The 1615-nt window shown below is 58.4% G+C and carries 2 protein-coding genes; one reads left to right on the top strand and one right to left on the bottom strand.

What is annotated here, in order from left to right:
- Positions 1-1002, top strand: a 1002-nt coding sequence (locus ABX749_RS32200) for a glycoside hydrolase family 71/99-like protein (RefSeq protein WP_372899643.1), incomplete at its 5' end; no start/stop codon positions are given.
- A gap of 108 nt (positions 1003-1110) precedes the next feature.
- Here ABX749_RS32200 and ABX749_RS32205 read toward each other — a convergent pair.
- Positions 1111-1614, bottom strand: a complete 504-nt coding sequence (locus tag ABX749_RS32205) for an anaerobic C4-dicarboxylate transporter family protein (RefSeq protein WP_372899644.1) — start codon at positions 1612-1614, stop codon at positions 1111-1113.
- Position 1615: the final 1 nt, after the last annotated feature.

The following is a 1615-nucleotide window of genomic DNA, read 5'->3' on the forward strand; positions in this document are numbered from 1 at the left end:
CACGAACGCTACGCCACCGGTTTCCAGCATGCCGACGGTCGGGTGGCGGAAGTGTTCAGCAGCGCCAACCGCGATACGGTGATGCGACACTTTCAATGGATGCAAGACTACGGCATCGATGGCGCATTTGTGCAGCGATTCGCCAATGGACTGACGAACCCGACCACGCTGCGGCACAAAAACAATGTGCTTTCACACTGCCGCGAGGGGGCCAACCGTGCCGGTCGTGCCTTTGCCGTGATGTATGACTTGTCCGGTCTTCGTGCGGGCGAGGTCTCGCGCGTACGGGACGATTGGACGAGATTGCAAGCGGACATGAAGATCGCCAATGACCCCGCGTACCTGCATCACCAGAATCAACCGGTGGTCGCGGTTTGGGGCATCGGTTTCAGCGACGATCGCGACTATACGCTTAGCGAATGCCTGGATCTGGTGAAATGGCTCAAATCCAATGGCTGCACCGTCATGCTCGGGGTACCGTCGTTCTGGCGCGAAGGCAAACGGGATGCCGTCAGCGATCCCCTGTTGCACACGATTCTGGAAACGGCGGACATCGTCAGTCCCTGGAGCATCGGACGGTATCAAACGCCCGAGCAGGCGACGCGTCATGCCGCAACGGTTTGGAGCGGCGACCGCCAATGGTGCGACGCCCGTCAGATCGATTTCTTGCCAGTCGTGTTTCCGGGTTTCAGTTGGCACAATCTGACCGGTGACAAACTCGATGCGATTCCGAGATTGAAAGGGCAGTTTTTGTGGTCGCAACTGATCGCCGCCAAACGCGCCGGTTGCGAGATGATTTACGTCGCAATGTTCGACGAGGTTGATGAAGGCACGGCGATCTTCAAATGCAGCAACGATCCACCGGTCGGTAACGGTGCTCGGTTTCTGACCTATGAAGGGCTGCCGAGTGACCACTATCTGAAGCTGGTCGGCCAAGGCGGCAAGATGCTGCGCGGAGAATCACCGGTCACCGAAACGTTCGAAAGCTTACCGAATCCATGAACCCAAATCCGCTCGAACGTCCGATCAGGTTTGTCTGGTCGACGGAACGCCAGCCGCGGCCGACGCCAATCAATTGATCCTTTCGGACTGACGTTCACAGCATCCGCATCAAAAACAGGCAGCGGCGATGAGGAATGCGGTGAGCACGCTGACCGTCGCCACAATGACGTTCGGCAGCAGGAACGAGTGGTTCAACACGAAACCGCCGATCCGGGTCGTGCCAGAGCGGTCGAACTGTATCGTGGCAATCTGGCTGCCATTGGCGGGAAAGAAGTGGATCCCAATGACCGCCAGCCACGAAGCGACAATCATCGCCGGTGAGATCCCCATGGCAATTGCGACCGGCGTAACGATCAGGGTGGCTGTCGACTGGCTGGTCGTCAACGCCGCCGTCGCATAGTAGGCGACCGGCAGTACCCAGACACGCTGTTCCACTTGTCCCAGCATCACCGACGACAGCAACTCGTTGTGCGCGCCGATAAATGTATTCGCCATCCAGGCAATTCCCATCAACGCCAGAACAGACACCATCCCGGACTGAAACACGTTGCTGCTGGGGATCGCTCCGGGATTCACCTTGCCGATCAACATGATCACGACCCCGGACACCATC

This window comes from Stieleria sp., assembly GCF_041595215.1.
GTDB lineage: Bacteria > Planctomycetota > Planctomycetia > Pirellulales > Pirellulaceae > Stieleria > Stieleria magnilauensis.

Excerpts from the sequence above, each read along its gene's own strand:
- ABX749_RS32205 (WP_372899644.1), bottom strand. The coding sequence starts at position 1,614 with ATGGTGTCCGGGGTCGTGATCATGTTGATCGGCAAGGTGAATCCCGGA.